This is a genomic window from Geothrix fuzhouensis, assembly GCF_024609325.1.
GTDB lineage: Bacteria > Acidobacteriota > Holophagae > Holophagales > Holophagaceae > Geothrix > Geothrix fuzhouensis.
Genome location: NZ_JANHMQ010000004.1, coordinates 20,935 through 44,384 on the forward strand (window position 1 = coordinate 20,935; position 23,450 = coordinate 44,384).

At 67.0% G+C, this 23,450-nt stretch carries 21 protein-coding genes and 2 pseudogenes; 9 read left to right on the forward strand and 14 right to left on the reverse strand.

What is annotated here, in order from left to right:
* Nucleotides 1-120: 120 nt before the first annotated feature.
* Nucleotides 121-1,665, reverse strand: coding sequence for a bifunctional phosphoribosylaminoimidazolecarboxamide formyltransferase/IMP cyclohydrolase (gene purH, locus NOV74_RS13270; protein ID WP_257313354.1), 1,545 nt, complete (start codon nucleotides 1,663-1,665; stop codon nucleotides 121-123).
* Nucleotides 1,666-1,948: 283 nt separating this feature from the next.
* Between purH and NOV74_RS13275 the strand changes: the two genes are divergently transcribed.
* Together NOV74_RS13275 and NOV74_RS13280 are read left to right on the forward strand one after the other, a co-directional pair.
* Nucleotides 1,949-3,397, forward strand: coding sequence for an NADH-quinone oxidoreductase subunit G (locus tag NOV74_RS13275; RefSeq protein WP_257313355.1), 1,449 nt, complete (start codon nucleotides 1,949-1,951; stop codon nucleotides 3,395-3,397).
* A 19-nt stretch (nucleotides 3,398-3,416) separates the two neighbouring features.
* On the forward strand, nucleotides 3,417-4,193 hold the full coding sequence (locus NOV74_RS13280; RefSeq protein WP_257313357.1) for a YiiX/YebB-like N1pC/P60 family cysteine hydrolase: 777 nt from the start codon (nucleotides 3,417-3,419) through the stop codon (nucleotides 4,191-4,193).
* Between the two features lie 10 nt (nucleotides 4,194-4,203).
* On the opposite strand, the gene NOV74_RS13285 is transcribed toward NOV74_RS13280, so the two are convergent.
* From NOV74_RS13285 to efp, 4 genes are all read right to left on the reverse strand, one after another.
* Nucleotides 4,204-4,956, reverse strand: a complete 753-nt coding sequence (locus NOV74_RS13285; RefSeq protein ID WP_257313359.1) for a hypothetical protein — start codon at nucleotides 4,954-4,956, stop codon at nucleotides 4,204-4,206.
* A 56-nt stretch (nucleotides 4,957-5,012) separates the two neighbouring features.
* Complete coding sequence (locus NOV74_RS13290) at nucleotides 5,013-6,017, reverse strand: lysophospholipid acyltransferase family protein (RefSeq protein WP_257313361.1); 1,005 nt, start codon at nucleotides 6,015-6,017, stop codon at nucleotides 5,013-5,015.
* 8 nt (nucleotides 6,018-6,025) lie between these two features.
* Nucleotides 6,026-7,165 (reverse strand): ribosome small subunit-dependent GTPase A, encoded by a 1,140-nt coding sequence (gene rsgA / locus NOV74_RS13295; RefSeq protein ID WP_257313363.1) that lies wholly within the window; start codon nucleotides 7,163-7,165, stop codon nucleotides 6,026-6,028.
* A 169-nt stretch (nucleotides 7,166-7,334) separates the two neighbouring features.
* The gene (gene efp, locus NOV74_RS13300; protein WP_257313366.1) at nucleotides 7,335-7,910 is read right to left on the reverse strand and encodes an elongation factor P; all 576 of its coding nucleotides are present in this window, start codon (nucleotides 7,908-7,910) and stop codon (nucleotides 7,335-7,337) included.
* Nucleotides 7,911-7,985: 75 nt separating this feature from the next.
* Here efp and NOV74_RS13305 point away from each other — a divergent pair, with 75 nt between their 5' ends.
* Nucleotides 7,986-9,200: a serine/threonine-protein kinase gene (locus NOV74_RS13305; protein WP_257313367.1), complete on the forward strand. Its 1,215-nt coding sequence runs from the start codon at nucleotides 7,986-7,988 to the stop codon at nucleotides 9,198-9,200.
* Nucleotides 9,201-9,210: 10 nt separating this feature from the next.
* Here NOV74_RS13305 and NOV74_RS13310 read toward each other — a convergent pair whose 3' ends face one another.
* Together NOV74_RS13310 and NOV74_RS13315 are read right to left on the reverse strand one after the other, a co-directional pair.
* A complete protein-coding gene (locus NOV74_RS13310) occupies nucleotides 9,211-10,557 on the reverse strand; it encodes a CPBP family intramembrane glutamic endopeptidase (protein ID WP_257313370.1) in 1,347 nt (448 codons plus the stop codon).
* A 10-nt stretch (nucleotides 10,558-10,567) separates the two neighbouring features.
* Nucleotides 10,568-10,936: a thiol-disulfide oxidoreductase DCC family protein gene (locus NOV74_RS13315; protein ID WP_257313408.1), complete on the reverse strand. Its 369-nt coding sequence runs from the start codon at nucleotides 10,934-10,936 to the stop codon at nucleotides 10,568-10,570.
* 73 nt (nucleotides 10,937-11,009) lie between these two features.
* Between NOV74_RS13315 and NOV74_RS13320 the strand changes: the two genes are divergently transcribed.
* The 3 genes and pseudogenes from NOV74_RS13320 to NOV74_RS13330 all read left to right on the forward strand — a co-directional run.
* Nucleotides 11,010-11,405: an acyl-CoA thioesterase gene (locus NOV74_RS13320; protein WP_257313409.1), complete on the forward strand. Its 396-nt coding sequence runs from the start codon at nucleotides 11,010-11,012 to the stop codon at nucleotides 11,403-11,405.
* 4 nt (nucleotides 11,406-11,409) lie between these two features.
* On the forward strand, nucleotides 11,410-12,159 hold the full coding sequence (locus NOV74_RS13325) for a hypothetical protein (protein ID WP_257313412.1): 750 nt from the start codon (nucleotides 11,410-11,412) through the stop codon (nucleotides 12,157-12,159).
* Nucleotides 12,160-12,208: 49 nt separating this feature from the next.
* Nucleotides 12,209-12,457, forward strand: a pseudogene (locus tag NOV74_RS13330) (SRPBCC domain-containing protein); the annotation flags it as partial.
* A gap of 6 nt (nucleotides 12,458-12,463) precedes the next feature.
* Here the strand turns inward: NOV74_RS13330 and NOV74_RS13335 are convergent.
* The 5 genes from NOV74_RS13335 to nadA all read right to left on the reverse strand — a co-directional run bounded on the left by NOV74_RS13335 (nucleotide 12,464) and on the right by nadA (nucleotide 18,574).
* The gene (locus NOV74_RS13335) at nucleotides 12,464-13,792 is read right to left on the reverse strand and encodes a class II 3-deoxy-7-phosphoheptulonate synthase (RefSeq protein WP_257313415.1); all 1,329 of its coding nucleotides are present in this window, start codon (nucleotides 13,790-13,792) and stop codon (nucleotides 12,464-12,466) included.
* A gap of 19 nt (nucleotides 13,793-13,811) precedes the next feature.
* Entirely contained in the window at nucleotides 13,812-14,540 is a 729-nt protein-coding gene (locus tag NOV74_RS15505; RefSeq protein ID WP_257313417.1) for a response regulator transcription factor, read from the reverse strand.
* Between the two features lie 94 nt (nucleotides 14,541-14,634).
* Nucleotides 14,635-15,435, reverse strand: a complete 801-nt coding sequence (locus NOV74_RS13345) for a c-type cytochrome (RefSeq protein ID WP_257313419.1) — start codon at nucleotides 15,433-15,435, stop codon at nucleotides 14,635-14,637.
* A 127-nt stretch (nucleotides 15,436-15,562) separates the two neighbouring features.
* On the reverse strand, nucleotides 15,563-17,134 hold the full coding sequence (locus tag NOV74_RS13350) for a sensor histidine kinase (RefSeq protein WP_257313421.1): 1,572 nt from the start codon (nucleotides 17,132-17,134) through the stop codon (nucleotides 15,563-15,565).
* A 471-nt stretch (nucleotides 17,135-17,605) separates the two neighbouring features.
* Nucleotides 17,606-18,574, reverse strand: a complete 969-nt coding sequence (gene nadA / locus NOV74_RS13355) for a quinolinate synthase NadA (RefSeq protein ID WP_257313423.1) — start codon at nucleotides 18,572-18,574, stop codon at nucleotides 17,606-17,608.
* 318 nt (nucleotides 18,575-18,892) lie between these two features.
* On the opposite strand from nadA, the gene NOV74_RS13360 reads away from it, so the two are divergent.
* Together NOV74_RS13360 and NOV74_RS13365 are read left to right on the forward strand one after the other, a co-directional pair.
* Nucleotides 18,893-21,052: a glutamine synthetase III family protein gene (locus NOV74_RS13360; RefSeq protein WP_257313426.1), complete on the forward strand. Its 2,160-nt coding sequence runs from the start codon at nucleotides 18,893-18,895 to the stop codon at nucleotides 21,050-21,052.
* A gap of 216 nt (nucleotides 21,053-21,268) precedes the next feature.
* Nucleotides 21,269-21,772 (forward strand): hypothetical protein, encoded by a 504-nt coding sequence (locus tag NOV74_RS13365; protein WP_257313428.1) that lies wholly within the window; start codon nucleotides 21,269-21,271, stop codon nucleotides 21,770-21,772.
* An 80-nt stretch (nucleotides 21,773-21,852) separates the two neighbouring features.
* Here the strand turns inward: NOV74_RS13365 and NOV74_RS13370 are convergent, their stop codons facing one another.
* Both NOV74_RS13370 and rfaE2 read right to left on the reverse strand, forming a co-directional pair.
* Nucleotides 21,853-22,428, reverse strand: coding sequence for a porin family protein (locus NOV74_RS13370; RefSeq protein ID WP_257313431.1), 576 nt, complete (start codon nucleotides 22,426-22,428; stop codon nucleotides 21,853-21,855).
* Between the two features lie 83 nt (nucleotides 22,429-22,511).
* Nucleotides 22,512-22,937 (reverse strand): annotated as a pseudogene (gene rfaE2, locus NOV74_RS13375) (D-glycero-beta-D-manno-heptose 1-phosphate adenylyltransferase); the annotation flags it as partial.
* A gap of 128 nt (nucleotides 22,938-23,065) precedes the next feature.
* Between rfaE2 and NOV74_RS13380 the strand changes: the two are divergent.
* Entirely contained in the window at nucleotides 23,066-23,329 is a 264-nt protein-coding gene (locus NOV74_RS13380; RefSeq protein WP_257313435.1) for an FmdB family zinc ribbon protein, read from the forward strand.
* Nucleotides 23,330-23,450 lie beyond the last annotated feature (121 nt).

Consider the following 23,450-nt stretch of genomic DNA (forward strand, 5'->3'; position numbering starts at 1 on the left):
GAACCACCAAGGCACCAAGACACCAAGAGTTCTGTTTGTCTCGTGTATCGCAGGATGCGATACCGAGAGGGGAAACCAAGCAGTTCTTGGTGTCTTGGTGTCTTGGTGGTGAATCTTTCCCTAATGCCTAAAGTGGCGCATGCCCGTGAAGAAGAGCCAGACACGGAGTTTCTGGGCGGCGGCGATGACTTCGTTGTCGCGGAGGCTGCCACCGGGTTCCACGAAGGCGGTGACCCCGTGGCTGGCGGCCAGCTCGAGGCCGTCGGCGAAAGGGAAGAAGGCATCGCTGCCCAACACGGAGCCCCGGGCCCGGGTCCCGGCTTTGCGGCAGGCGATCTCCACGGAATCCACGCGGCTCATCTGACCCGCGCCGATGCCCACCGTGGCGCCGTCCTTCACCAGCACGATGGCATTGGACTTCACGGCCTTGGCCACTCGCTGGGCCAGCATCAGATCCTCGGCGAGGGGCTTCGTGCCGGGGCCAGTGGCCTTCACCTCCCAATCCTCGAAGGGGACGAAGCCGTCATCCGCCCGCTGCACCAGATAGCCACCCCCGATAGAGCGGGCATCCAGACCCTCAGCGCTCTGGGGCCATTGGTCCGGCGTCTGGAGGATGCGCAGCTGCTTCTTGGCTGCGAAAACCTCGAGGGCCTCGCCCGTGAAGGCCGGGGCCAGAATCACCTCCCAGAAGTTCTGGGCCATGATACGGGCCACTTCGACGCCCACAGGCCGGTTGAAGGCCACGATGCCTCCGAAGGCGCTGACGGGGTCGCCCGCCTGGGCACGCATGAAGGCCTCCAGCGCATGGGGGCCCTGCCCCACGCCGCAGGGATTGTTGTGCTTGACGATGACGCAGGCCGGGGCCGGGAACTGCCAGACCAGGCGAGCGCAGGCGTCGGCATCGAGCAGGTTGTTGAAGCTGAGCTCCTTGCCCTGGTGCTGCTGGCAGGCGGCCATGCCCTCCACCTTGCGGCCGGGTTCGACGAAGAAGGCCGCGGCCTGGTGGGGGTTCTCGCCATAGCGCAGGCCCTGCTTCTGCACCAGGTTCAGGCAGAGGTGGTGGGGCAGGTCCTTGGACTTGTCCCGGGTCAATTCCCGCTCCATCCAGGCGGAGATGGCGGCATCGTAGGCGGCGGTGCGCCGGAAGGCCTCCAGGGCGCAGCGACGGCGATCCTCCAGGCCCCAGGAACCAGCCTTGAGCTTGTCGAGGAAGGGGTCGTACTGGTCGGGGCTGGTCAGCACCGTGACCGACGCATGGTTCTTCGAGGCGCTGCGGATCATGCTGGGGCCGCCGATGTCGATCTGCTCGATGGCTTCGGCGGCGGTCACGCCTTCCCGGGCGATGGTGGCTTCAAAGGGGTAGAGGTTGATCACCACCAGATCGATGGGCTCGATGCCCTGGGCCTTGGCGTCGTTCACATGTTCCGGCAGGTCGCGCCGATAGAGGAGTCCGCCGTGGATGCGGGGGTGCAGGGTCTTCACCCGGCCATCGAAGCACTCGGGGGCGCCCGTGTAGGCCGCCACTTCCTGGGCTTCCAGCTTCGCCTCCTGCAGGGCGCGCAAGGTCCCGCCCGTGGCCAGCAGCCGCCAGCCCTGGGCCAGCAGGCCCTTGGCCAGGGGCATGAGCCCTGTCTTGTCGTACACCGAGATCAATGCCGTCGGCATGTCCGCCCCCTGAACCCTTGATTTTCCCATGCTGTAAGGCCTTTCGGAAGGGCTGGATGTCCGGGGCCGACTTTGATGTGGGGCCTGCAGCGTTGGGCGGCCTCCAGAAAGCCGCCCCCATCTCGAATGTGATCCCTGCCACAGGAGGCCGGGACGCGTTGGATCTGACGGATTCCCTGGACTTCAGGCTCCTCCGTGGAGCTGGTGCCCGCGGTAGGGGCTGGGGCGTCCACCTTTACCTGCAGAGCCCCAAGCCCCATTCTGGAAAGCCTGGAGTGGGCCCATGCCGACGATCAAGATCAACGATGTCGAACTGCGCGTGACCCCCGGCACGCTGGTGCTGGATGCCTGCCGCACCGTGGGCATCGACATCCCGCACTACTGCTACCACCCGGCGCTCACGCCCGTGGCCACCTGCCGCATGTGCCTCGTGGAGATCAAGGGCCAGCCCAAGCTTGCCACCAGCTGCACGACTACCGTTCCGCCCGCGCCCAAAGACAACCCCGAGGCCGTGGTGATGGAGGTCTTCACCAACACGCCCGCCGTGGCTGATGCGCGGGCCGGCGTGATGGAATTCCTGCTGATGAACCACCCGCTGGACTGCCCCATTTGCGACCAGGCCGGCGAGTGCAAGCTCCAGGACTACTCGTACAACTACGGCAGTGGCGATTCCCGCATGTTCGAAGTGAAGCGCCGCTACCGCTACGAGGACCTGGGCGCCAAGATCGTCATCGACAAGAACCGCTGCATCCACTGCACCCGCTGCGTGCGCTTCACCCGCGAGATCAGCGGCGGCGGTGAGCTCATTGTGGCCAACCGCGGCGCGCATCTCGAAGTCACCACCTACGAAGGCAGATCCCTGGACCAAAACCCCTACGCGGGCAACGTGGTGGACCTCTGCCCCGTGGGCGCCCTCACCAGCCGCGACTTCCGCTTCCGCAAGCGGGTCTGGTACCTCAAGAACACGCCCTCAATCAGCCGTCACTCGGCCCTGGGCAACCCCATCTGGATCGACCACGAAGCCAACCAGATCCACCGCTTCCGGCCCCGTCCCCTAGAAGGCAAGGAGACGACGCACTTCATCAGCGACGCGGAGCGCTACGCCTACACGCACTACAACCGTATGGGCCAGGCCCCTGTGCCCACGCTCAAGGGCGCGCCGGCCGCTCTGGATGCCATCCGCGACGCCCTCCAGGCCGCCGGTCCTGTGGCCGTCATCGGCCAGGGCACCTTCGGCTGCGACACGGCCCAGCGGCTGGGTGAGCTGGCTGCCTCTCCGGATCTGCGCTACGGCAGCGGCGACAACACCATCTCGGTGGTGCTGCCCAAGTACCAGACCAGCAGCGACGGCATCCTGAACCGTCGGGGCTTCACGGAGCGGGGCTTCCGTTTCGGCGCCCTGGAGGAGCTGCTAGCCAAGGTGCAGAAGGGCGAGGTCAAGGCCGTGGTGCTGCTGCACGACGCCGCCTTCACCAGCGCGAAGGAGATGGACCTGCTGGGCCAGATCCTCAAGGCCGCGGCCTTCAGCCTGGCCTTCGAAGCGGAGGCCTCGGACCTGGGCCGCACCGCCACGGCCTGGCTGCCCGTCACCAACTACGCCGAGGAAAGCGATTTCATCGTCAACCACGAAGGCGAGCTCCGCCGCTACCAGAAGGCCCTGCAGGCGCCCAAGGGCGTCCGCACCGTCCCGGCCTGGGCGAAGGAACTGGCCGCCGTCCCCGCCGCCGTCTAGCGGAGAACGGGAGGGACCCATGTTCCTCCATGACGCACTGACCCGTGGGCTGGTGCATTACCTCACGGCCGAGCTGCCCAGCTACCAGCGGCGCGTACCCAACGATGTGGACCGGCTCCGGGCCGGCCTCCGCCCCGGGGATGTGGTGCTGGTCGAAGGCAAGTCCCGCATCAGCCGCATGATCATGACGCTCAGCCAGAGCTCCTGGAGCCACGCGGGGATGTATATCGGCGATGCTCTGCTCCGCTGGGGTGGTCCCCATGCCGAGGAAGCCCTGGAGCAGTTCGGTGTTGAGGCACCGTACCTCGTGCTGGAAAGTGATATGGCCGAAGGCGTGCAGGTGAAGCCCGTGGCCTGGTACGCGGACCACAACCTCCGGATCTGTCGTCCCCAGGGCCTCTCCACCGGGGAACTGGAGCAGGTGGTGGCCGAGATGCTGCGCCACCTGGGCCTGCGCTATGACCGGCGCAACATCTTCGATCTGGGGCGCTACCTCACCCCCGTCCACCTGCTGCCGGCCCGCTGGCGGCGGCGCCCCTTGTACCTGGGCAGCTCCAGCAGCCGGGAGGTCATCTGCTCGGCCCTGATCGCCAAGGCCTTCTACCGGGTGGGTTTTCCCGTGCAGCCCCTGGTTGATGAAACGGCGGGGTCGGAAGCGCACCCCGTGGTCGCCCGGCATCCGAGCTACATCATGCCTCGGGATTTCGACCTGAGCGCCAACTTCGAAGTCTTGAAAGTCAACCTGGCCCCGCCCAAAAAAGCGGGCGCCTGGGGGCGCCCGCTGTCTGGATCGTGAGGACTGAAGGCTACTTCTTCACCACCTTGGCGTCTTCGACGAGGACCGCGTAGGAATAGCCCGAACCGAAGTCCTTGTCCAGGCGCACCACGCCCGTGACGGTGACGGTATCGCCCTTGGCGGCCCCGTCGTTGCTGGTGACGGTGATGTCGTTGGTGCCAGCCTTCGCATCGCCGCTGCCGTCCTGAAGATGCAGCCAGTTCTTGCCCATGATGCCGGCGTTGTACTTCACGACCTTGCCGCGCACGGTGACCGTCTTTCCCTTGAGGCTGCCCTTCTGGGCCCAGACTTCGGCCACGGTGCGAGCGTCTGCTCCGGAAGCCTTCTCGACCTTGCCCACTTCCACGGCCGCCGCCGGCTGGCCTGCGGAGGCATGCGGATCGCCTGCGGGAGCAGCGGCCGGGCCAGTGCCGGCCAGGGTGCCGAAATAGATCTGGGCGAAGGTCCGCTTCAAAGTCTTGGATTCGAAGTCCCGCATGATCATGGCGCCGGTCACCGTGACCTCGGCACCCTTCTCGACCTTGGTTTCGGGCACGGCGGCCCAGACTTCGCCCTGGGCCGTCTGGATTCGCAGGTAGGAATAGGGTGAGGCGGCGATGCGCTCCAGGAGCTTCCCGGTGACGGACAGGCCGGCGGAAGGCGCGGGGGCCGGCGTGGTGGCCTGGCCCTGGATGGGGGCGGCCACCACGGGGGCCTGGGACTTGTTGGAATTGCAGCCGATGATGGCCGCGGCGATGAGCAGAACAGGAAGGGCGCTGCGCATGGATGGGACTCCTTGTTGGGACCGGAAACAGGTCACGGGGACCCTGAAGCTTAAGGTCAAACGCCTATGACCGTCGACAAAGGCCCCGCCGGGGTGGTTTTTCCCTCGCCTTGGGGGGCAGGCTCGCGCGCGGGGTCGTCCCAGAAGGGGTAGAAGCAGTACCACTGGCTGGGATGCCGGCGGATCAGCGTCTCCAGATCGGCCACGTAGGATCGCATCCCGGCCTCGATGGCCGCCATCCGTTCTCCGCGGCCCCCCAGGATGTGGAGGGGTGCCCCGAAGTGGGCATGGAAGCGCCGGGCTTCGTCCGTATAGAAGAAGCTGGTGACGATCGGAGCACCGGTCATGGCCGCCAGTTCCCAGGGCCCCCGGGGGAAGGGCACTTCCCGGCCGAAAAAGGGCATGGGTACGCCGTTCAGGCTGAAGTCCCGGTCTCCCTGCATGCCGATCAGCCGCCCTTCGCGGAGGAGCTTCACCAGGGGCAGGGTGGAAAACCCCACCCCGTCTACAGGCAGGCCCACCACGCCGCCCTGGGCGCGCAGGCGTTCCCGGAGGCGCTCTACCGCTTCAAAGCGGTCGGGCTTGTAGACCGCGTGGACCTTCAAGTTCCGGGCCTTCAGCAGCAGCCCGCCCAATTCGTAGTTACCGGCGTGGGCCGTGAGGAGGATGACACCTTTGCCCTCGGCCATGGCCGCATCCATGTGCTCCAGCCCATCAATGCTCGCGAACTGCGCCAGGGCGTCTTCTGCGGGTCGCTGGCCGTAGAAAAAGAAATCCACCCAGGCGCGGGCGTGCTGGCGAACCATCTCGCGGGCGGTGCGCTCCACATCGGGATGGGTGGGCCGCAGCCCGAGCACCCGCGAGGTGTTGCCGAGGATCGCCTCAAGGTATTTGGGCCGAAGCGTCATGAAGGCGTTGGCGACCTGATCCGCAATCTCGTGGGCCCGCTCTCGCCGGGCGAAGGATCGTGCGGCGAAGAAGAAGAGCGGAAACAGGGACCCGAAGACGGCCCCGTAGACGAGGCCAAGGAGCCTGGAATCGGACTGCATGCGGTCCTGCATCCCGACTCCTAGCGCCACACGTTCTGGTTGGGGTTGCGGTCTTCCATCTCCAGCCACAGGCGCTGGAGGCTCTGGAGGCGCTCGGGGTAATCAAGTTCCAGTTGGTCCAGGGTCGCCTCGTCCTCGGCGTCGAAGGCGCAGGGATCTGCCAGGACTTCCGCCGGGAATTCGGGAAACACGGTGGCCAGGAGGGTGCGATCGAACCCCCGGACGCTGAGGGTGCGGATGCCGGGCGTGTCCACCAGGGTGCCGCCGGAGGCCAGCGCCAGCCAACGGGCGGCGGTGGTGGTCTGCTTGCCCGTGCCGAACTTGGTGAGGCCACCGGTCTTCAAGGCCATCTCGGGCTGGAGGGCGTTCAGCAGGGTGCTCTTGCCCACGCCGCTGTGACCCAAGAGCACCACCACCTTGCCCTGGATCAGCTCGCGCAGGGGTTCGAGGCCCTCGCCTTTCAGGGCCGAGGTCTCGTGGATGAAGATCCCCTGCTCACGCAGCGGGTCCAGTTCCGGCAGGGTGTCCTTCTTCGAAGCCCGGTCCCGCTTGGTGATGAGCACGCGGAAGGTGAGACCCGCATCGAGGGCCAGCACCTGGGCCCGCTCCAGCAGACCGGGGCGGAGGGGGGGGTCCACCACGGCGGCGCAGATCCAGAGTTCGTCGGCGTTGGCGCAGATGAGCTGCCAGGGTTCCCGGTCGTCGATGCCGCCCCGCTTGAGCAGGGTCTTGCGTGGCATCACGGCCACGACCTGGGCCTCGGGGGAACCGCCGTCACCACGCACCGGGAGGTGGGCGGGGAATCTGGGATCGTCCGGTTCGACGGGGACGACCGAGTAGCGCACCCGGTCGCCGCAGACGAGGCGCACGCCCTTGAGTTTGCCGCCCAGGGTAGCCCGCATCACCGTGCGATCGGCCAGCTCCAGGTCCACCCACTGGCTATGGCGCTGGATGAGGGTGGCCTCGGGCAGGTGCATCCAGGGCGTGGGATCGGGCAGGCGCAGCAGCGAGTTGGCATCATGCGACTCGATGCCGGTCTCCAACCGCTCGGCATGGCGTTGCCGCCGCTTGCTGTCCGTCGACCGCTCGCGGGAGTAGGCTTCCCGATGGTCCAGGTCGTGGGCCTCCCGGCTCTGGCCGAGGCGGAACTTGCGGGTCATGGCCGAACCATGAAAAAGAGCGGGAACACAGAAGACGCAGAAAACCACAGAAGGCGCAGAGGGAAAGCAGAATGAGCGTGGTGGCCTCGAATGAATCCCATCAATCGCCTCATGCCCTTCTCTTCTGTGTCCTCTGTGCGAATTCTGTGCCCTCTGTGCTCCAAAAGCTTTAGGCCCTGCCCGCGAACTCGCCGGTTTCGGTGCTCACCTTGATCTTCTCGCCCTCCTTGATGAAGAGGGGCACCTTGATCTCGATGCCGGTCTCGAGCTTGGCGGGCTTGGTGACGTTGCCGCTGGCGGTGTCGCCCCGGGCACCAGGTTCGGTGTAGGTGACGGCCAGTTCGACTTGGCTGGGCATCTGGAGGCCGATGGGATTGCCGTTGAATTTCTGGATCTGCACGATGAGGCCTTCGGTCAGGTAATCGAGCGCATCGCCCATGAGCGTGGCACCCAGCGTGTGGGTCTCGTAGGTCTCCTGGTCCATGAAGTGCGATCCGTCGCCGTCGCTGTAGAGGTAGCTGGCGGGGGCGAGGACGAGGTCGGGTTCCTTGAACTTGTCACCGGCCTTGAAGGTCTTGTCGAAGACGGCTCGGGTGAGGAGATTCCGCATCTTGATCCGGACCAGGGTCTGGCCGCCCCGGGCTGTGGGCGTTGAAATCTCCACATCCAGGCAGTGAAAAGGCGTGTCTTCGAGTTCGAAGAACATCTTGCGTTTGATCTCGATGGCTTCGAGCAGGGCGGCCATGGGAACTCCAGAATGTCGAATCTTCCATTCTAGCCCGGCTTGGGACGGGGATCTCGTGGTTAGAATTTCAGTTCCATGGCGGATCCAAGAACCATCGGCAGGTACCAAGTTGTACGGCCCATCGGACAGGGCGGCATGGGGACCGTCTATCTGGCCGAGGACCCGCTGCTCAAGCGTCGCGTGGCCATCAAGGTGGTACGGGTCACAGGCGCTGCGCGGCACCAGGCCACCTTGCGCTTCCGCCGCGAGGCCGAGATCAGCGCCCAGCTCAACCATCCGAATCTGGTGACGATCTTCGATGTAGGCGTGGAAGAAGATCTGGGGCCCTTCCTGGCCATGGAATATGTGGAGGGCAAAAGCCTCGGTCGGCACATCAAGGACCGGGACCTGGACACGGAAACCAGCGCCCGCGTGCTGATCCAGGCCATGCGTGCCCTGCGCGCCGCCCACCGCCGGGCCATCGTGCACCGTGACGTGAAACCCGAGAACATCCTGCTCAGCGAAGAGGGCCGGGCCAAGCTCATGGACTTCGGCATCGCCCGGACCCTGGGCCACATGAGCCTCAGTCCCGAGCAGTCCTTGGACCTGGCTCCGATGGACGAGGGTGAGGTGGCTCTGGCCCAGACACTGGCGCTCCGACTGACTTCCTCAGGCGATTTCCTGGGATCTCCCGCTTACGCACCGCCGGAGGTGCTCCGGGGCAGCGAGGGAACACCGGCCTCGGACCGCTACAGCTTCGCGGCCACGGCTTTCGAATTGCTTACGGGCAAGCTGCCCCATCCGGGCGGCGGGCTCACCGAGATCATCCTTCACATCCTCCAGGAGCCGGTCGCCCTCCCACCGGACCTCTCTCCCCGCATGGCAGCTGTGTTCAAGCGGGCCCTGGCGGCCGATCCGGACGATCGCTACACCACCCTGCCGGAGTTCATGGAGGAACTGATCGACGCGTTGCCAGGCCCTGTCAGCATGCGGGCCCGGCTCTTCACCTTCCTGGGTCAGGATGAGGACGGCAGCGGGAGCGTCTCCATGACCCGGTTCCGACCCACCGAACCCGCACCAGCCGAGGGTTCCGGAGCCCATGATTCACGGGCCCGCCGCACCGCGCCCGTGAAGATCACCCTGGCCGAGGATCCCGTGGAGACCTACCTCTCCACCCGGAAACCCACCCGGCGCGAGCTTCGCTCCGGAGGTACGGACTGGGGCCAGGTGTTGAAATGGGTTGTTCTGGCCTTCCTGGTCCTCCAGCTGTTCTGGTGGCTGGCGCCCTTCCTCTCGCGCCTCCAGCTCTAATCGGGCCCGGTCAGGCGAAGGCCCGCATCAACAGGAAGAGCGTTCCGTTCCAGCAGGCATGCACCAGGATGGCGGGCCATAGGCTTCCAGTCCGGCGCACAGCCAGGGCGAGCACCAGCCCCAGGGTGCTGAGGATGGGCAGGCCGGCGGGCTGCAGATGGATGACCCCAAAGAGGAGGGCGGAGGCGAACAAGGCGACGGTGACCCGGCCCTGGCGTGCCATCACGGGGAACAGGAAGCCTCGGAACAGCAGCTCCTCGAAGAAGGGGGCCAGGCCAGCCACCACGGCGAACATGGCCAGGCTGGGGCCCCACCCGGTCAGCCCCCGCAGGAGCTCCTGCAGGTCCCGCTGGGGGCTCTGGTCGGGCCTCATCACCAGGCTCGTGACCATCGCCACAGTCAGCACCAGGAAGACCGCCAGGGCCAGGAAGGCCGCGCCCCAGGCCAGGTTCTGCCGGAGAGAACCTGGGGCCAGCCGCCGCCACAGCTCGGTGAAGCTGAGCCCTTCGGCCCAGCAGAGCAGGCGAACCCCGATGGTGGCGTGGAAGAGGGTGCCCACGGGCACGACGGCCCAGCGGAGGGCGGGCCAGGGCATGAGAGCCAGCGATGCCAGATTGCCTGCGGCGAAGAAGGCCATGAACCAGCCGAGGAAGACGAGGGTTGCCGCCCGGCCCGACAAGCCCCAATCCGGCAAGGGCCGGGTTGGCCGCTGTCGGCGGGTGGTCCAGAGGTAGATCCCCATGACGAGGCCCCCCACCGCCAGGCCCAGCACCAGCAAGCCGAGGCTGCCAAGCGTCGCGAGGCGGGTCAGCAGGGTGGTGCGAGCCTGAGCGCGCAGGGCCGCGCCAGAGGCGGGGCCCCCCTCTCGGTCCTGGAGCCTGGCCTCCAGCAGGGTGGCGGTATAGCCATTCCCCAGTCGCCGCCGCACATCCTCGCGGCTGGGGGTGTCTGGGATGGGATCGTTTCCGTAGGCCGCAGCGAAGGCCTTTCGGAAATGCTCGCCACCGATCCCGGCCGGGCTGCCCTCCGCGACGAGCGCGCGAGCCTCGTCAGGATCGCCCAATTCCGCCATGAGCACCGCCAGCAGGGCCCGATCCCAGGGCTCCACCAGCTGTGTCCGCGCCCTGCTCCACTCCTTCTGCCCGACTTTGGCGCCATCCAGCAGCCGGGGGCCTGCCAGGGCTGCCTCCAGCATCTGGCCTTGGAGGCTGGTCCGCGCAGAGGGCCGGTCATTCGCCACCTGGCGGGTATGGAGGGTGAAGTTCACGACCAGCAGGGTGATGAGGGCCAGGAACGCGATGAGGGGGTCTGCCCAGCGGCGGTCGGGGTGCCAGGGGCTAGGAGGGATGGGATCCATGGCTTCCAGGCTACGCGAAGGGTGGGCGCCCGGTGCGCCGGAAGCGCCAGACTGCCACCCAGAGATACACGGCGTTCAGCAGGCGGGGCAGGCCGGGGATGGCCAACAGGGGGACCGCCCACCGCCAGCCTGGCAACCGGCGCGCGATGGGCCGAAGGAGATCCACCCCGGCCCAGATTTTCCGCGTGCCCAGATCAAGGCCGTGGATCTCCTTCTCGATCGGCCTCCCGGCCAGTTCGGGTGCCAGCGCCAACAGGTCGGGATCCCGGAGGGAGACCAGGTGCAGCAGCCCTTGTCGATCCCGCCGGGCCAGCCACAGGGCCATGCGACAGCAGAGGGTGCAGGCGGGGTCGTAGGCGAGGAGGAGGGGGGCGGGCATCGGAAGGCATCATGCCACGGCCGAGGCGCATCGTCCCGCGGGATGACGGTAAGGTTGAAGGTCCGGAGGCCCCATGCCCTTCTCCCATCCCATTGAAGTACGGTTCAGTGACCTGGACGCCATGGGCCACGTGAACAATGCGGTGGTCGTGAGCTTCATGGAGCAGGGGCGGTTCCAGTGGTGGCGCAGCTTCCTGGGCGGCCGGAAATTCCAGGAAGAGGGTTTCCTGATCGCCCGGATCGAAGTGGACTACCGGATGCCGATTCTCCTGGGCGACGATGTGCGCGTGGAATTGCATTGCACGAAGGTGGGCAACAGCTCCTTCGACCTCAGCTACCGCCTGACCAAGGGCCTCGGTGGCGAGCTGTTCGCAGAAGGGAGGAGCGTGCAGGTGATGCTCGACTTCGCCACCAATCGGCCGAAACCGCTGGTGCCCACCACGCGCGAATGGCTCGAAGCGCAGGTCTGATTCCATGTTGCTGGGTACCGCCGCCTGGTCCGAAGGCCCTGTGGAGCGCCGCGCCTTGGTGGGCCGCCTGGGCTCGGGCCGCCTGGCGGACTTGAACCGCATCGAGGCCATCCGCCTGCGCAAGCTCGGCGAGGGCGATCCGGACCGGCTGGCGGATGCCCTGGTGCCGTCCAGCCTCCGGCGACTGCTGGAAGGCGGATCCAGGGCCCTGGCCCGGGCGAAGCAGACCTTGGCCTACGCGGAAAAGTGGGATCGCCGGGACACCCTGCCGACCTCCCTCGCCCCCCTCCCGGACACCGTGGAGCTGCTGCCCTGCCTCCCCCGGCCCTCGGCCCTGCATCGGGCCGACGGGACTGCCCTTGATCGCCTTGCGGTGCGGGGCCCGGGCGCGGAACTCTCGGAGCTGCCCCGCCCTGGGCTGGCGGTCCTGGGCCTGGCCGGTGGGGGTGTCGCAGGATTCTGCCTGGCGCTGGAGGACGGCGGCAGCGCCCTGCTGGGAGCCTGGATGGTGGATGCCTGGCCAGAAGGAGACCTGGAACTGAGAGCCGGCGCGATTCGCCGCAGCACGCCCCTTGGGGCTTGGGAGGGGCTGGATCAGCCGGGTCTCCGTCCCGGGGAAGTCCGGTTGCTTCTCGTCCCCAAGCTGAAGCCCCTCCAGGAGTTGCTGCCGGAGGCCGAGGTTCGCGTGGCGACGGCCTTCGAGACCCTGGTCCTCCGGGCGGGGCCGGAGGGCATCCACCCCACCGTGCACTGAAACGGTTGGTGTCACGACACCTCCGGCGGTGCACTCGTGCAAGGCTCTCGGGATTCCCCACGCTGAAGGGGGCCGGGCCATGTCGAGGAACGCCCGCCGCACGGACAGGTTCGTTGATCCAAACCTGCCCGGAGAGATGCACACGACCATCTCCCTGAAGCCTATGTCCTGCGGTACCGAGGTGACCATCGTCCAGGAGGCGATCCCCGACGTCATCCCACCGGAGGCCGGCCAGCTCGGCTGGCAGGAGTCGCTCCTGCTGCTGGCACAGCTGGTTGAACCTGATATCCCGGACTGAGAGCCTTCAACCCCGCATCATCTCCGCGATGAGGAAGGCCATCTCCAGGCTCTGGGTGCCGTTCAGACGCGGGTCGCAGCCGGTCTCGTAGGACTTGGCGAGGTCAGCCTCGGAGAGGCCCTCGCTGCCCCCGGTGCACTCGGTGACGGCTTCGCCGGTGAGCTCGATGTGGACACCGCCCAGGTGTGAACCGTGGGTTCGGTGGATCTCAAAGGCCTGGCGCAGTTCGGAAAGAATGGCCCCGAAGTCGCGGGTTTTCAGGCCGCCGGCGCTTTCGATGCCGTTGCCGTGCATGGGGTCGCAGCTCCAGAGCACGGGACGGCCTGTGTCCTGGACGGCCTTCAATAAGGGCGGCAGGGCAGCCTGGATCTTCGCGGCGCCGAAGCGGGAGATGAGCGTGATGCGGCCCGGTTCGCGGCCTGGGTCCAGGTGCTCCAGCAGGGCCAGCAGATGCTCGGGCGAGGCGCTGGGACCCACTTTCACGCCGATGGGGTTGCGGAGGCCGCGGAGGTATTCGATGTGGGCCCCGTCCAGCTGGCGCGTGCGCTCCCCCACCCAGAGGGTGTGGGCGCCCAGGTTGTAGTAGGCGGAAGCATCATCGACCCAGCGGGTGAGCGCTTCTTCATAAGGCAACAGCAAGGCTTCGTGGCTGGTGAAGAAATCGATGCGCTCCAGCACGTCCCGCTGCACACCGCCCAAGGCCTCGAGGAAATCGAGGGACTCGCGCACGTGGTCCAGGGTGCGCCGGTACTCGGGCACCTGCCCGGTGCCGCCCGGCAGCTCCCAGCGTTCCGGGTGGTGCAGATCCGCGAAACCGCCCGCCGTGAGGGCTCGCAGATGGTTCAGCGTGGCAGAAGCATGGAAGTAGGCTTCCAGCATGCGGCCGGGATCGGGCCGCCGGACGACTTCATCCGCACCCAGGCCATTGATGAGGTCGCCCCGGTAGCTGGGCAGGTCGCGGCCGCCCACTGTCTCGGTGGGCTTGCTGCGGGGTTTGGCAAACTGGCCGGCGATGCGGCCCACGCGGACCACGGGCTTTCGACCGCCGTGGGTGAGGGCCACGGACATCTGGAGCAGGACGCGCAGCTTGCCTTCGATGGATTCTGGGGTGCAGTCCTTGAACTGCTCGGCGCAATCGCCGCCCTGGAGGAGGAAGCGCCGCCCCGCGGCCGCCTCCGCCAGCAGGCTGCGAAGCCGGTCGACCTCCTGAGGCACCACCAGCGGGGGCAGGCGACGCAGGCGGGCCAGCACGGCCTCCAGCTCGGAGGGGTCGGCATAATCCGGCTGCTGCATCGCAGGAAAACGTTGCCAGCTGTGGGGATTCCAGGGTGACATCGGACCTCGGGACGAGGGCTCAGTCTACCCGCTCGGCCCATCCGCCAGCCTGGGTGCTTGGTTCCGGTTCCACGGGCGTGATCCAGCGGTAGCCCTCGCCACCCACCGTGGTGATCCAGGCGGCACCCAGCTCTTCGCCCAGCTTGCGGCGCAGGTTCGCGATGTGGACATCGACGGTGCGGGCGCTGGGGCGCGCATCCGGCTCCCAGGCCAGCTGCAGCAACTCCTTGCGGCTGTGGGTGCGGCCGGCGTGGGTGATGAGGATCTCCAGCAGCCGGAACTCGCGGGGCGTCAGCTCCAGTGGCCGGCCGTCCCGCCGGGCCTCCAGGCGGGGCAGGTTGAACTGGAAGGGGCCGGAGCGCAACCGAGGCGGCCGGTCCACGGGGCGGGTCCGCCGCAGGATGGCCTTCACCCGGGCCATGAGCTCGAGCACGGAGAAGGGCTTCACCAGGTAGTCGTCGGCCCCCAGGCTCAGGCCCTTCACCCGGTCGGTCTCCTCGCCCCGGGCGGTGAGGAGGAGCACCGGCACTTCGTCTTTCCGGTCCCGCAGGGTGCGGAGGACCTCGAATCCATCGAGCTGGGGCAGCATCAGGTCAAGCACGATGAGGTCGGCCCGGTGGGCCCCATGGGCCGCCAGGGCGGGCACACCATCATCTACCGCCTCGACGGAATAGCCTTCGAAGCCCAGGTTGTTGACGAGGAGCTGGCAGAGGGAGGGCTCGTCCTCTACCACGAGGATGTGGATCACGGCGTCTCACTCAAGGAACAGATGATCCAAAGATGCACGCATTGCCTTGGAAGAGCAAGTGAGGATGGCTGCAATTTCCAAGGCTGGGTGGAATTCAATACCGGCTGTCCGCAGGTTTCCCGCCGCGGGGCCAATCGTTCACCTTCCCAGGGAAATCCGGTCGGGGCAGGTGGGTGAAGTAGGCGGGCACATCGTAGGTCTCTTGGGGGGTGAGGGGTTCGGATCCGCCGAGGCCGCTCATGTTGGCTTTCACGAAGGCCGCGGCCTTGCTGGTGCGGGCCATGCCGGCTCCGAGGTTGAAGGACCGGGGACCCCAGAGCGGCGGAATGTCTGCGGAGCCCTGGCCGTCCTCCCCGTGGCAGGCCGCGCAGGCCCGGGCATAGACCGCCTTGCCGCGCGCCGGATCCGCGGGTGCCGGGGCCTGCAGGGGTGGATTGCCCCGGCCCTCCACCTCGGCGCCCACCGGGACCTCCTTGGACAGCCACCAGATGTAGGCGAGCAGCCCGCGCATCTCCTCGCTGTTGGTCGGCAGGGGCTTGCCGTTCATGGAGCGCAAGAAGCAGCCGTTGATGCGGTCTTCCATGGTGCCCACGCGGCCCGCCCGGGGCAGGTAGGTGGGGAAGACGGCCCAGAGGCCGACCATGGGGGACGCGTTGGGCGCGCGCCCGGCGTCCAGGTGGCAGCTGCTGCAGCTGAGGGCATTTCCGGAATACGCCGGGGCGTACTTGGGGGTGTTCGTGAAGATCTTTTGGCCGAGGCGGATCGCCTCACCGACAGGCCCCTGGGGGATGGTCGCCTCCTTCGGTGCCTTCAGTGGCACCTGGGCGGGCTTTGGCGGCTCGGCGGCCACCAGGCCCAGGCTGAGAACCACGAGGCCCATCCATGAACGCGCCATGACATCCCCCATCGGGCGGGCATCGCCCGCCCTGATGGTAGGCCTGGGGAGGTGTCGTGCCTGGTGATCCTGGTCATCTCGGGAGGTGCCAGGCGAGTGGGAACGGAGTGGGGACAGGGCCTTCGGATCAGGCGACCGGAACCTCCAGAAGGGCCGAGAACCCCTCGCCGGGGGCTGAGGTGAAGGAGAGGCCCCAGCCTTCCTGGTCGGCGACCTGCACCAGCAGGCTCAGGCCGAGGCCCTGGCCTTCCCGCATGAAGCCCTCCTTGCCTCTGGGCCGCAGGCGCTGGAAGGGCTTGCCGAGAGCCTTGAGCTGGTGCGGCTCCAGGCCATCCCCTTCGTCGGTGACCCGGAGGCAGAGGCGACGGCGGGTCCGCCAGGATTCCAGGGTGACCCGGCCCCGCCCGTGGGTCAGTGCGTTTTCCACCAGGGTGAGCAGCGCCGAGCGCAGCGAGGGCAGCGGGGCGCGTCCGGGCGCTTCCGCCAGGCGGAGCTCCAGCGGGCGCTCCTCGACCTCGAACCCGGGCCGCAGATCCTCCACCACCTCCCGGATCCAGGCGGGCGTGGCCAGGCCGTGGGGGCCGGAGGCGCCGCCGCCGCGGATGACCCGAAGGCCGGTCTCGATGATGGTCGTGAGGTGGTCCACCTCCTCGCCGATCTTGAGCAGCTCCTCATCGGCGCGCTCGGGGCTGAGGCGGCCCAGGCGGAGGGAGTCGCAGCGGAACTTGAGGATGGCCAGGGGCGTCTTGAGGCTGTGGGTCATGGAGGCCATGCGGTCGGCGTCCAGCTCGGCCTTGCGGCGGGTGCGGTGCCGCAGCCACAGGCCCAGCAGCAAGGCCAGGCCCACGGAAAGGGCCACGCCGGAGACTAGGCGCCGCTGGGATCTGAGCGTCCGGCGGAAGGCGGCCTGGTCGTCATCGAAGGCCACGCCCGCCAGGGTCCACCCTTCCCCGAAGGCGTTGGTCTTGGTGATGGAGCCCAGGGGGAGGGCGACGAGCCTCTGAGGATCGGCCTGGAGGTGGGGTTGGGCCCCCCAAGGTTCCGGCTTCAGGTCTGTCCGGTTGGCGTCCGATTCGCGGAGAAGGCCCATGCGCAGGGCCCGGCGCGGAGCCAAGGCGATGCCCAGCTCGCGCTCCACGTCCGGAGCGCCGGGCCGCCAGCGCTTGATCACCAGCCAGCGGTCCGACAGCAGCACCACCGTGGCCACCTTCCCGAAGTCGGGGTCCTGCTCCCGGGGCGGGTTCCACTCGAAGCGCTGGGCCATCTCGGCGTGGGTCATCCATCCCAGGTACTGCTGGATCTGAGCGGGATCCCGGGGAGGAACCAGGCGGTCGCCTTCCCGGACCCAGAGGTGGCGCCCCTCGAAGCGGTCCAGCAGGGCCACCACCAGGGGCTGGTCGCTGAGAAAGCGCCGGAGATCCTCTTCGTCGCCACGTTGGATGCTGTGGAGAAGCGGCAGGCTCTTCCAGTGCCGTTCGACGGCCTCGAAGTCCACCCAGTGGGCCTCCATATAGGCCTGCTGGGCGTTGCCGATCTGGTCCATCAGGTAGTACCGGGGGGCGAAATACAGCATCCCCGCCGTCAGCAGACCGGCCAGGGCCAGGAGGACGATGCCGCTCTGCTGCTGGAGGCGCTGCCACCGGGAAGGCCCGAGGCCGGGATGGAGGACACGGAAGCGGGACGTGCGGTGACGATGCATGGGGTCTCGGCGGAAAGGGAGGTGACAGCCAGCTTAGCGGCCGGCGGTCGCTTCCGGGGCGCCTAAGAGTGCCTAACAAAACCCCCAGGGGGCCGCGCGAGGGCCGCCGGGCGAGCGAAGCGAGGAACGCGAGGGAGCCTCCGGCTCCACGAGCCGCAGGCGAGTGGGAGGCACGCAAAGCGTGCCGTCAGACGGAGGGCGTAGCGGCATCGCCCTCCACCTGATGGGCCCTGCCCCGCAGGGCCCTCCCGCTCGCAAGCTCGCAGAGGTGGAGCCTCCCCGCCGGTCCTCGCCCGGAGGGAGAAAGCCGGGTGGGCGCCCCGCGGCGTCAGGTCCCTTGAACGATGTCCCGCATCGCCCTGCGGGCCCTTCCTTCTCGGTATCGCCTTCGGCGATACGCGAGACAAACTGATATCTGCGGTGCATCCCACCTGGCTTTCTCGCGGCCCCGTCGGGGTTTTGTTAGGCACTCTAGCCCAAGGCCAGCATCCGCTCCAGGGGTTTCAGGGCCTTCAGCCGTACGGTCTCGTCCAGGTGGATCTCGGGTTTCAAATCCCGCAGGCAGAGGTAGAGCTTTTCGAGGTTGTTGAGCTTCATGTAGGGGCAGAGGCTGCAGTTGCAGCCGCTGTCCGCCGGGGCGGGGATCAGCTCGGCCTCAGGCCGCCGCTGGCGCATCTGATGGAGGATGCCGGCTTCCGTGGCCACGATGAACGCCTTGGCGCTGTCTTTGGCGACGTAGTTCAGCAGGGCCGCGGTGGAACCCACGAAGTCCGCCAGTTGGCTCACAGTGGCGTCGCACTCGGGGTGGGCGATGAGCTTGGCCTCGGGGTGCTGGGCCTTCAGGGCCGCCAAGCGCTTGGCCGTGAACTGCTCGTGCACGATGCAGAAGCCCGGGAACAGCACCATGTCGCGGCCCGTCTGTTTCATGACCCACTTGCCCAGGTGGCGGTCCGGAGCGAACACGATCTTGCGCTCCTTCGGAAGGCTTTCCACCACACGGACGGCGTTGCTGCTGGTGCAGATGACTGTGCTGAGGGCCTTCACCCCCACGGAGCAGTTGATGTAGCTGACGACGTCGTGATCCGGGTACTGCTTGAGCCACTGCTCGAAGTAGTCCGCCGGGCAGCGGTCCGCCAGGCTGCAGCCGGCGTCCATGTCGGGGATGACCACCCGCTTGGCGGGGTTGAGGATCTTGGCGGTCTCGGCCATGAAATGAACCCCGCAGAAGGCGATGACATCGGCATCCGCCTTGGCGGCCTGCTGGCTGAGCTGGAGGCTGTCGCCCACGAAGTCGGCCAGGTCCTGGATCTCCGGCTCCTGGTAGTAGTGGGCCAGGAGCACGGCCCGCCGCTCGGCCTTGAGGCGCCGGATCTCGGCGGGGAGATCAAGCCCGGCGGGAATGCTCTCGAGGTCGGGGACGTAGGGGGCGGTCAGGTCCATGAACCCATTCTAAGTCTTCTCCAGGAAGTGGCGGATGCGTTCGCCCGGCCCATCATGGTCGAAGACCTCGGCAAAAGCCGCCCGTTCCCAGGCCAGGGCGGCAGGGCGAGACACCCTCTCCTGATGCCGTTGAAGGTTCTCGAGGAGGGAAAGCGCGCGTTCGGAAGCTGAAAATCCTGTTGTCACAAACGAGGTTCCTGTATCCTGTGGGTGGATCGCAGGATCCAAGTGGATGTGGGAATCCGATGGCTGCCCCCGAGGGGCGGACATCGGTTTATTTTTATTTACATTCATCGTTCAACGTCCAAAGGGGGACACATGGCCAAGGCGCAGGCGCCAGACACTTCCAGCATCTCACGGCTGGATCAGATCAAAATCAGCCAGTACTTCGGCTGCAACACCTTCAGCGAGCGCACCATGCGCGACCGCCTGCAGAAGGATGTCTACAAGGCCTACCGCCAGGCATTGAAGCGCGGCGAGCCCCTGTCCCCGGAAGTGGCCAAGAGCGTGGCCCAGGCCATGAAGGATTGGGCCCTCGAGCAGGGCTGCACCCACTTCACCCACTGGTTCCTGCCCATGACCGGGGCCACCGCCGAGAAGCACGACGCCTTCATCTCCTGGGACGAGCCGGGCCAGGTCATCGAGCGCTTCAGCGGCAGCCAGCTCATCCAGGGCGAGCCCGACGCCAGCTCCTTCCCCAGCGGTGGCCTGCGCGCCACCTTCGAGGCCCGCGGCTACACCGCCTGGGATCCCGCCAGCCCGGCCTTCCTCATAGAAGGCCCCATCGGCAAGACCCTCTGCATCCCCACGGCCTTCGTGGGGTACCACGGCGAGGCTCTGGACCACAAAGTGCCCCTCCTTCGCTCCATGGAAGTGGTGTCCCGCCGGGCGGTCGAGGGCCTGGCCCACTTCGGCGTGAAGGCCGAGGCGGTGGTGGCCCAGTGCGGCCCCGAGCAGGAGTACTTCGCCGTGGACCTGGAACTGGCCCAGCAGCGGCCAGACCTCATGTTCGCCAACCGTACCCTTCAGGGCGCCAAGCCTCCCAAGGGCCAGGAGCTGGAAGACCACTACTTCGGCAGCATCAAGGAGCGCGTCCTCGGGTTCATGCAGGAGGTCGAACTGGAGTGCTTCAAGCTGGGCATCCCCGCCAAGACCCGCCACAACGAAGTCGCCCCCAACCAGTTCGAGATCGCACCCATCTACGAGGCCGCGAACATCGCCAGCGACCACAACCAGCTGCTCATGGAGATCCTCAAGTCCGTGGGTGAGCGGCATGGCCTGGCCATCCTGCTCCATGAGAAGCCCTTCGCCGGCGTCAACGGCAGCGGCAAGCACGTGAACTGGAGCCTGGCCACGGACGAGGGCCAGAACCTGCTGGAGCCCGGGCAGACCCCGGAGCAGAACCTGCAGTTCCTCTACTTCCTCAGCGCCACCCTGAAGGCCATCCACACCCATGGCGGCTTGCTCCGCGCCGCCATCGCCAGCGCCGGCAACGACCACCGCCTGGGTGCCAACGAGGCCCCACCGGCCATCATGTCGGCCTTCCTCGGGGCCCAGCTGAACCACATCCTCGACGCCATCGAGAAGGGCGACGTGGCGGATGCCTCCACCCAGCGCATCCTCGATCTGGGCATCGGCAACTTGCCCCGCATCGAGAAGGACGCCACAGACCGCAACCGGACCAGCCCCTTCGCCTTCACGGGCAACAAGTTCGAGTTCCGCGCCGTGGGCTCCAGCCAACCCATCGCCCTGCCGCTGACGGTGATCAATGCCGCCGTGGCCGAGGCGCTGGACGGGTTGAACGCCAAGCTCGACGGGGAGATCAAGTCCGGCAAAGAACACCGTGCCGCCGTGCTGTCTGTGGTGCGCCAGGCCATCATCGAGACCAAGGCCATCCGCTTCGAGGGCAACGGCTACTCCGAGGAGTGGAAGGCCGAAGCTGAGCGCCGTGGCCTCCCCCACGCCAAGGATACGGTGGCGGCTCTCCACACCTGGGAAGGGGCCGCCTCGAAGGCCGTGTTCACCAAGTCCGGCATCCTCTCCGAGGGTGAGCTGGAATCGCGCATCCACATCCGCCACGAGCAGTACCAGAAGGCCATCGCCATCGAGACCCAGGTCCTGCGCGAGATGGCCGAGACCCAGATCCTGCCCTCCATCACCGCCGATCTCGGCGCTCGCGCCAAGAGCCTCGGCAGGTTGGCAGCCGCCGGCATCGCGGTGCCCGAGACCCTCAAGGTCGCCCTCCAGGCCCAGGCCACCCTTGCCGGTGAAGCCCAGGCACGCCTTTCCGCCATGAAGGTCGCCTTGGCCGCAGCGGAAGCGGTCGAAGACAACCATGCCCGCACCGAGGCCTTCGGCAACCAAGTCAATGAGGCCAAGCACGCCCTGCGCGAAGTGCTGGACCACCTGGAAGAGGCCTGCGATGCCGACCTCTGGCCCCTGCCGAAGTACTGGCAGCTGCTGTCCCCGCTGCTCTAGCTTTTCGATTGACTCAAAAAAACGGGCCGCGATCGCGGCCCGTTTTTTGGTGGTGGGACCTGATGGAGGGAATATCCGATTCGTTCAAGCCAGTAGATGGGTTTATGGGATGGCCGTTCGGCGGGCGAAAACGACCGTTCGACTGGAGTCCATAGCCTGGAAAGCCATGATGACTTATCCATGATCTATGCTTCGCCCTTGTTCCCAGGAGATTCGATGAATCGGACAGCATGGCGCCAGATCCTCGTCCTTTGCGTGTGCTTCCATTCGATGGCCTTGAGGGCGGAGGCCCCGGCGGCCGAATCGTTCCGCGTCGGCATCCTCGGCAGCGCGCCCCTGGGCGGTTTCAAGGACCTCGCCTCTTCCTCGGCGGGCTTCGGAGTCGCGGCTGGTTGGCGGTTCTGGGATATGTCGCCCGACTGCCGTGTGGGGCTTTTCCTGGAGCATCGTGTCTATTCCACGGCAACGGACCGGGCGGCCCTCACGGATCTCGGCGTCGATCTCCGCACCCGCATCCGCGGTGGGTTCTACAACCGGCTGGGGCTGGGCGGAGAAAGGGTGGATTTCCCCGGTGACCGGACCACCACGAAGCTCGGGGGTGTGTTCGGTTTTGGATACCGTACCTCCGGCCCGCTGGGGTTCGAGCTCTACACCACCCACCTGGCGGCCTCGCACCCTTCCGCCACCACCCTGAGCGCCGCCGTGATGTGGCATTTTTGATCTGATCCGGGCATACGGGATCTTGCTGGTAACGAAAACGGGCCGCGATCGCGGCCCGTTTTTCTTGAGTAGAAGAAAGCCTATCGGCCGAACCGGAACACGGCGCTCACCTGGGCCCAGGTGGCGGTGTCGAAGCCAACTCCATCGCTGCCGTTCTTGTCCACGAACACCTGGTTCAGCGTGCCTTCCAGAGAGAACATCCGATTGAAGGTGTAACCGCCGCCGCCGCGGAGGCCCAGCTTGCCGCTCTGGCTGGCGCTGCCGCTGAAGCCATTGCCGCTGTAGTCGTCCTTGACGCTGTTGATGGAGGCACCGGCGATGGTGTACCAGCCCTGGTTGGGGCTCTGGAAGTTGTAGACCCAGTCGGCACCGACTTGCAGGATCTTGAAGTCGTTCTTGACGTCGTCGACGCCGCCCCACCCGGAGCCCGGGAGGCTGTGGTAGGTCAGCTGGGCGCGGACCTGGTGGTGGGAGGTGATGTTGAAATCGAGGTGACCGCCAATGTGGGCACCGAAGAACTGGTTGGTGCCGAAATCGGTCTTGTCCTTCAGGTCCCCGACCGGCAGGGACAGGCCCGTCTGCAGACCGCCGGTGATGTCCTGGGCAGCGAGGGGCAAGCCCAGAAGGGCGAGGGAAAGGGCAATGCGATGACGCATGAAACCTCCGACAATAACGGGCCCCAAAGCGAGGCCGCCCCCAGCCTAGCGGGTAACTGTCACAACTGGATCATCCGAACGGTCTACCCGCGCGGCTCGAGCGTGACACCGCGGCCGCTGAGGATGCGCTGTTCGATGCGCGAGGTGCTATGCCCCGGGAGGAAGGGCAGAAGCACCAGCTTGCCACCCCGACCTTCTACGATCTCGCGGCCCACCACGGTCTCAGGCGTGTAGTCGCCGCCCTTCACCAGCACATCGGGCTGGAGGGCTCGGATGAGTTCCAGCGGCGTGTCTTCGTCGAAACGGATGACCGCGTCCACACTGCGAAGGGCCAGCAGGATGGCGGCGCGGGCTGCCTCGTCCTGGAGGGGGCGGCTGGGGCCCTTGAGCCGGGCCACCGAGGCGTCACTGTTGAGGCCCACCACGAGGAAGTCGCCCAAGGCGCGGGCCTCGGCGAGGTACTGCACATGCCCGGGATGGATCAGATCAAAACAGCCGTTCGTGAAGCAGAGAACCTCCGGCCGGGGGACGGCCGCGAGAAAGGCTTCAGCGATCTGGAAGAAACGGGTCGGTGTTGGCATCTCAAGAATCGGGATAAAATGATCGGTTCAGGGAGAAGTCCCAGGAGAAGTCTGCCATGCCCCTCTACGAATACCTTTGTGAAGCTTGCGGCCAGCCTGAAGAGAAGCTGGAAAGCCTGTCCGCGCCTGACACGCATGTCTGCCCGGCCTGCGGGGCGGCCGAGGGCATGAAGCGCCAGGTATCCGTGTCGGCTTTCACCCTGGCCGGGGGAGGGTGGTACAAGAGCTCGGCCTCCGAGCCCCCAGCCGCGGCCCCAGAGGCCCCCAAGAGCGGCCATGGCTGCGCCGCTGGCGGTTGCGGGTGCCCCCTGGCCGGGTGATGCCGGTCTCTTGTTTCGGCTTGGCGCGTTGACTTTCCTGGCCATTCCGTTAGCCTAGATGGTTCCGGCCCCGTGGGCCGGCGCAAGATTTCATCCGTCCGACGTTCTCCGATGTCTTTGG